9 protein-coding genes are annotated in these 6,223 nt (G+C 67.1%); 5 read left to right on the top strand and 4 right to left on the bottom strand.

Annotated features, from left to right (window positions below; all coding sequences use genetic code 11):
• On the bottom strand, positions 1–314 hold a 314-nt coding region (locus BLT97_RS38835), incomplete at its 3' end, for a transposase (protein ID WP_143041343.1).
• Here BLT97_RS38835 and BLT97_RS38340 point away from each other — a divergent pair.
• Positions 207–713: a NucA/NucB deoxyribonuclease domain-containing protein gene (locus BLT97_RS38340; protein ID WP_245769748.1), complete on the top strand. Its 507-nt coding sequence runs from the start codon at positions 207–209 to the stop codon at positions 711–713. The two genes, BLT97_RS38835 and BLT97_RS38340, sit on opposite strands and share 108 nt — an antisense overlap.
• 80 nt (positions 714–793) lie before the next feature.
• Here the strand turns inward: BLT97_RS38340 and BLT97_RS36480 are convergent, their stop codons facing one another.
• Positions 794–1,333: a hypothetical protein gene (locus BLT97_RS36480; protein ID WP_093618250.1), complete on the bottom strand. Its 540-nt coding sequence runs from the start codon at positions 1,331–1,333 to the stop codon at positions 794–796.
• Between the two features lie 381 nt (positions 1,334–1,714).
• On the opposite strand from BLT97_RS36480, the gene BLT97_RS36475 reads away from it, so the two are divergent.
• Positions 1,715–2,698: a hypothetical protein gene (locus BLT97_RS36475; protein ID WP_093618248.1), complete on the top strand. Its 984-nt coding sequence runs from the start codon at positions 1,715–1,717 to the stop codon at positions 2,696–2,698.
• On the top strand, positions 2,695–2,994 hold the full coding sequence (locus BLT97_RS37670) for a hypothetical protein (protein ID WP_176954025.1): 300 nt from the start codon (positions 2,695–2,697) through the stop codon (positions 2,992–2,994). Before BLT97_RS36475 ends, BLT97_RS37670 begins: the two co-directional genes overlap by 4 nt.
• A 461-nt stretch (positions 2,995–3,455) precedes the next feature.
• Here the strand turns inward: BLT97_RS37670 and BLT97_RS36470 are convergent, their stop codons facing one another.
• Positions 3,456–4,430, bottom strand: coding sequence for a serine/threonine-protein kinase (locus BLT97_RS36470; protein ID WP_245769745.1), 975 nt, complete (start codon positions 4,428–4,430; stop codon positions 3,456–3,458).
• 581 nt (positions 4,431–5,011) lie between these two features.
• On the bottom strand, positions 5,012–5,365 hold the full coding sequence (locus BLT97_RS36465) for a DUF6193 family natural product biosynthesis protein (protein WP_093618246.1): 354 nt from the start codon (positions 5,363–5,365) through the stop codon (positions 5,012–5,014).
• 158 nt (positions 5,366–5,523) lie between these two features.
• Here BLT97_RS36465 and BLT97_RS37665 point away from each other — a divergent pair, with 158 nt between their 5' ends.
• Positions 5,524–5,880 (top strand): hypothetical protein, encoded by a 357-nt coding sequence (locus tag BLT97_RS37665; protein ID WP_143041449.1) that lies wholly within the window; start codon positions 5,524–5,526, stop codon positions 5,878–5,880.
• Positions 5,877–6,116 (top strand): hypothetical protein, encoded by a 240-nt coding sequence (locus BLT97_RS36460; RefSeq protein ID WP_093618244.1) that lies wholly within the window; start codon positions 5,877–5,879, stop codon positions 6,114–6,116. The genes BLT97_RS37665 and BLT97_RS36460 overlap by 4 nt, the downstream gene beginning before the upstream one ends.
• The last annotated feature ends 107 nt before the right edge of the window (positions 6,117–6,223 follow it).

Here is a 6,223-nt window from a genome sequence, read left to right as displayed (position 1 = left end):
ATCGCGCAGCGCGACCAGTCCAACTCGCCGTTCGCGCCAAGCCGATCAAGAACGACGCGGTGCAGCTTGGCCCATACCCGCGCCCGCGACCAGTCCGTGAAACGCCGATGCACCGTCTGCCAGGAGGCGCCGAAGACCGGTGGCAGCTGCCGCCAGGCGCAACCCGAGGTCGCGACGAACACGATCGCGGCCAGCACCGCCCGGTCATCGCATCGCCGGCGGCCTCCGCCCTGGACGCGTACCGGCGGCTCCGGCGCCACGTCCTCGAAGATCTCCCACAGTCCGTCCGGCACGAGCCGCTCAACTATGTCCATGCCCGAAGCAACGACCTACCGCCAATCGAGACACCGTCTAAGACCGGGAAGAAGCTGCCTGGAGCAAGCCCACTGGACCCGCTGCACCGTCTCGCTGGGCCGGCTGGATCGGCCTCCAGGCTTCGCCAGGACGAGAACGACAAGGTCCGCAAGCGGGACTGCAACGAGAACACGCCCGGTGCCCCGGCGACGGGCAAGGACTGCGATGAGTATCCGTTCGGCTCGACCGCCGAAGGCGCTGCCCGCTACATGTACGACGGCGAGCAGTACATGAACGACTTCTCCGTCCGCTATATCAACTCGGAGGAAAACCAGGAGGCGGGCTACCGCCTGAATGCCTGGTACCAAAATGACCGAATCCTCGACGGAGAAGCCTTCACTATCACCATCGGTGACTAATATTCCCGCGGTGGTACTCCAGTAGCACAACAGCAGGGCCGTCCCATTACCGGACGGCCCTGCTTTCGCGTCGACGCGGGTCAGGCAACAGCGATCCGCCAAACCTGCACCAAGCAGTATTGGTCCCTGTCACCCATGGCGGCTTCATGGCCACGAGGATTATAGAGTGCGTCGTCACAGCCCTTCAGCGGAGAAGTGATTGGGCTTAGGTCCGGGTTGAACACCCACTGCCAGCGCATCCGGTACGTACCCGGCGAAGGCAACACCAGCGGGATATCCCACGGCCCGGCGGTCGGCGCTTGCAGGCGCAGCTCGCCTTCGGGAAGGTCCACGTCGGCTTCTTCCTGCCCCGCCCATGGCCCAGGCGGCGGCGCCGGCGCGGTAGTCCACGACTCCAGACGTATCGCTACTGTCGTCACCTCCGGCGGCGTCTGCAGATACACCAGCCCCGGTCCGGGAAGTAGCCATTTCGTTCTGTCCGCATGATCGTCGAACATCTCCGCGCCCATAGTTGTGTCGTGCAACCCGAGCAGCCGATAACTCGCAGATACATTCGCCTCACAGGAATCCAACAACCTAGACATCAATACCTCACAATCGGACACAGCGAAGAAGCCCATCGACAATGCTCCCACTGACCCTATGCGAGCAGTGTCCTGCGCCAAGCCGCGGTGCGAGCGGCAGGTGCCGGGAAGGCGATGCGCGGCTCGCCGGCGCGAAGTCGCAGGGGTAGCTCGTCAGCATCGTTGAGGATGATCACCTGTGCTCCGACGGGGCCGTGCGGCCACTCCTTGCCAGCCATCGGATCAGAGCCTCACCAGTGAACTTGAGTCACAGGCCTAAGATCACAAAGCTTCTCACTCGGGGCGTCGGAGGTCCTGGCGCCTGGTCCGGGAGACTTTCCCTTCTGGGCCGGGCAGGATAGCTCGCGCGCTTGACACCAGTGCGGTGTTCTTGTGCTGAGGTATTGGTGCGACTGGTGTTAATGGGAGGGAGGGCGTGTGTCCACGGGGAGGAGCATCCTGCGATGGGTCGGCGCAGGCACCGCGGGGGTTCTCATGGTCTGCGCGGCGCCGGGGGCGGCGCTCGTGTACGCAACGGCCAACGTCCCCACGGCCTACGGGTTCGATACGAAAGCGCAGAACGTCACCGGCAGTTCAACAATGGGGGGCGCCCCGCAGTTGGCTGAAGGGGCGGCGTATCGCAGTGCGCTCGCCGGCGGTGATCCGGTGTATTTCCGGATCGATCTCGATGCCCGCAGAACCGCGTATGCCTCGGTGGTGGCCGTTCCTGAAGTGGGTGGTGAGTTGACGGCGATGCACTCGCTGCAGGTCAGCCTCGTCGACGCCGAGGGCACCAGCTGCGATAGGCAGAGTCAGGGATTTACGGACGGGTTCGCGCAGCCACTTGCCCTGACCGCGGTCCGCACCAACGCCGCAGACGCCGGTCCGGCTGAGGCGAAGCGCCAGCAGGCGGGCACGTATTACGTGGCGGTGTCCCGGTCGAACCGGAGCGCCGGGGATGCGCCGTGGCAGCTGGACCTGCGGGTCGATACCGAAGCCCCGCTCAAGAGGAAGGGCGCGGCCAGTCCGCCGGCGGCCGCGCCGAGCGCGCAGCCCACCGGCGCCCCCACGAACACCGAGGGTGGTGGCGGGTTCGCTGTCGCCGCGCCGCTACGGACCGGGGCGGCGATCAGCGAAATCCGTCCGGGGCAGTCGCAGTTCTTCCGGGTGCCCATCGGGTGGGGACAGCGGCTGAAGGCCAGCGTCGAGATCGCAGCGAGCCGTAAGGGTCCGTATGTGGCGAGTGCCGTGTCGGTGTCGGTGTATAACCCGGCCCGGATGCACGCCGATACCGCATGGAGCGGCTACCGCGGCGAAGGCGCCACCATTGACCTGGACGAACTCCCAGCGGTGGCATACGACAACCGGACAGCCGAACAGCACAACAGGCGGCCATGCGGTGTCCCGGCTGGTACTACGTGAAAGTAACTGCCTCCCCCAACCTCACCCCCACCTGGGGCAACAAACCACTGAAGCTGTCCCTACGCCTGACCGTCGAGGACACGCCCGGCAACCAGCCCGCCTATGCGGGAGATCCCGGCATCTTCCAACTCCCCCACACCAAGCCCACACCCACGCCGAAGAAGCCCACGGCAGCGGAGGACGGCGCGAGCGGCGGCATGAAGACGGTGGCGATCGGAGCCTTCGGAACCGGACTGCTCCTCCTTGCCGTCGCCGCCACCCGGGTGCTGCGCGCACGCCGACCCCCTCGCCCTTAATCCTCACGCCCAGGCGCAGTGCGTTTGGAGGCTTGGGAGGGAGGTGGCACTGCACCACGCGCGAGATGCAGAGCCTTGGGCTCAGGTCCTGTCGTCGTCGCCCCACGGCGACCGTAGGGGCGCTGCGATCGGGCCAGATCTGGGAGCGGCTAGCCGGGATGCATGTGCCGCGAGCGGCATCCCAGGGCCGGTGGGTGCACGTTCAGCCAAGTCGCAGTTCCCAGCACCGTTCGGGTGACGGGCATAGGAATGGGCCGATCGCTTCCACGTAGGAGAGCGGTTGGCAGCTGATGAAAGCGCACGCCTCGGAGAACGGATGCACAGCGTGCCAAGCCGCGGAGATGGGGGCGACCACGCCCTGGCGCGTAGCCGAGGGGTCATCGCCTGACCAGACCGGAGAACGCCGGCCCGGGCCGGCCGGATACGGGTCAGCTCATGGCCGACATCCGCCGAACCCGTGATCAGGCCTGGAACCAGGCCCAGATACCGACGGCGACCAAGAGCAGACCCAGCGCAGTGAGCCAGCCCGTTCCGGCCGGCAGACCACCAGAGGGCGCTGGCGGGACGGGCTCTGGGGCGGCGGGTGAGGGTGCGGTCAGGCGGGCCGTGATCGAGGTAGCACCGTCGGCAGGTGCGACAACCGACCTGCGCGCCGCGGCGGACCTGGGGGCTGCGACGGAGAAGGACGGCGTGGGACGGCGCAGCCGGGCGGTCGTGTTGCTCGTCCCCTCAGCCCCATCTGTCGTCGCCGAGGGCTCCGCGGTGATGGGCCCTTCGGGCCCGAAGCCCTCCGGAAGAGGGGCGAGTTGGTCGAAGACTTCGATCGTGCTGTCGCTGTCCGGCTCCGGGAGCTGCGGAACGATCGCGGCAAGGACCGTGCGCGCCTGGTCGGCGGTGGCCAGGCGCTGGAGCGGGTCAGGGTGCAGGAGTTGAGTGATCAGCTGCCACCACGGTTCCGGGATCTGCTCGGGTTCCGGCGGTGGGGTGCCGTCGGCGCTGTAGCCGCGGACGAGAGCTGGGGTGTCGGGGCGGGTGCCGGTGAGCAGGTAGAGGGCGACGACGCCGACGGCGAACAAGTCGGCCTGCGGATCGGGCTCGGCGCCCTCGTACTGCTCGGGAGCGATATAGCCCGGGGTGCCGATCACCTGATGGACCAGCGTCATCCGGACATCACCGTCCTGGTGCGCGAGCCCGAAATCCCCGACCCGCCACACCGGCCGCCGCGTGCCCGTGGCCTCAAGAAGGAGGTTTCCGGGCTTGATATCGCGGTGCAGGATCCGCATCCCATGCACCGCCTCAAGACCGGCCAGCAGCTGATCGACGAGCAGCGCGGCATAGCGCGGCGGCAAAGGACCATAGTCACCGACCAGACTGGACACAGTGCCGCCGGCGGCCAGATCCATCGCGATGAGAACCTTGTCATCCGCCGCCGCCACCCCGTGGGAGCCAGAACATGCCGATGCTCAACACGGCGGACACCCTCACGAACGAACCGCAACAGATTGTGGGCCTGCGACTGCTGCAGCATCTTCGCCGCCACATACCGCTGTTCACGGATGTGCCACGCCCGATACACCAACCCGAAGGCGCCTTGGCCGAGCTCGTCGACCAGCACGTACCGCCCCGCAAACAACGAGCCCACACTCACCAACTCCCCCACTCCCCCAGTTCAGCGCGTCGTGATCAGCCCTGCAGATGCCAGGTGTACTGGTGAGCCGTGCAGCGCACGAGGACCTCGCCGGTACAGCCCCGCACCATACAGAGCCAGACAACCCGCGCCCTCGGATTGCGCAGCACGTCCCGTCCCCAACTCGCCGTTCGTGCCAGGTCAGTCGAGAACCGCATGCTGCCGCTTTGATACCCGCGCCGATGGGCCCCGCGCACCCCGCACTGGTCTCGGTGCAGGCGGTGCATAATCCCGTGCATGCCAAACAGGGAGGGGCGGCAGCGGTTCGATGCCGACGGAGCGGCTTCCATCGTCGTGGCCCATCGGCAGGGGGCGGCTGGCACCATGGCTCTAATCGCGTCGCAGATCTGCGGGAAGGTGGTCCACAACAACCTGGACCGCATCCTCTGCCGTTGATGTCTCTCCCAGGAGCGTGCGATAGCCGTCCCTATACACCGAGTACGGCGGACCGCCCGTCACGATGAAGGGGGAGTTGTTCCGTGGTGGCGGGTCGCCCCAGGGCGGAGCGGTGCGCGTGAACTTCAGCGTGCCGTGTGTGTGGAAAGGGAAGAGGCGGCGCAGCGCAGGTTGCTCATAGGCGGCCTTGGCGATAGGCGGCAGCGCGTCGTCGAAGGCGCCCCGCATCTCCCGTCTGCGCTCCAGCAGCCAGATCCAGGCAGTCTCGATGTCAGGGGCCTCGGGCATGAGCCCACAATCCACTGTGCGGCGGCCTAGAGGCAACCAGCTGGGGCGCGGTCGCCGTCGTCAGATCCGAGGCCCAGGGGCAGCAGCGGGAGAGGCCCGGAAGGTAGTCCAGGCTGACATCCACCCGTGACATCAACGGCGCTGAACGAGGGCAGACAGTGACGGTCCAGTACGACTACCGTCACTGGAGCGCGACTTCGGCCGGCCGTGCCTCGCATGGCAACCCGATCGCCGGCACCGAGATCACTGCCGCCCTGCCCGCCACGAAGCAGGGACCGCACTTCACAGACCAGCACGGCCGGCCGACGCACACACTGGCACTCACACCCACAGGAACAGCCGGCCGCACACTGCTACCTGGATTGACCGCGGGCAATACTCCAGGCACCTACCGGCTCACGCTCACCACAACTGAAGGCGTCACCCTCGATATCGAACTCACGGTCACGCCGGGGCACGATCACGGCGCAGACGCGCCACGCGGCTGGACGCTGATCCGTACCATCCTGGGATGACCTCGCCTTTCATAACGGCCCGGCGCCGGCGGCTCGTCGTCCTCGCCGTCACAGCGGGACTGTGCCTGTTCGCTTGGTGGGCCATGCAGCCGGTCAGCAGCGGCTGTCCCATCGCCGACCCGACTGAAGTCCAGGCGACCATCAGCAGCGAAGCGTTCGGCTCCAGCAGCGACGCGCCCTGCGCGGCGGAAACCCAACACCCACGCCTATACGGATGGCTCGGCCTCGGTCTGTAGTGCGTGGCCGTCGCCCAGACGCTCGCTGAGCACTTCTACACCACGAGGCCCGAACAAGCCGCCGGGCGAGCCCGGGGTGCGGGCGTAAATACACTTGCGAGCCGTGA

Source organism: Streptomyces indicus, from assembly GCF_900100315.1.
GTDB classification, from domain to species: domain Bacteria; phylum Actinomycetota; class Actinomycetes; order Streptomycetales; family Streptomycetaceae; genus Streptomyces; species Streptomyces indicus.
The sequence above is the reverse complement of the archived record's forward strand: the minus strand, read 5'-3'. Positions and strand labels throughout refer to the sequence as shown.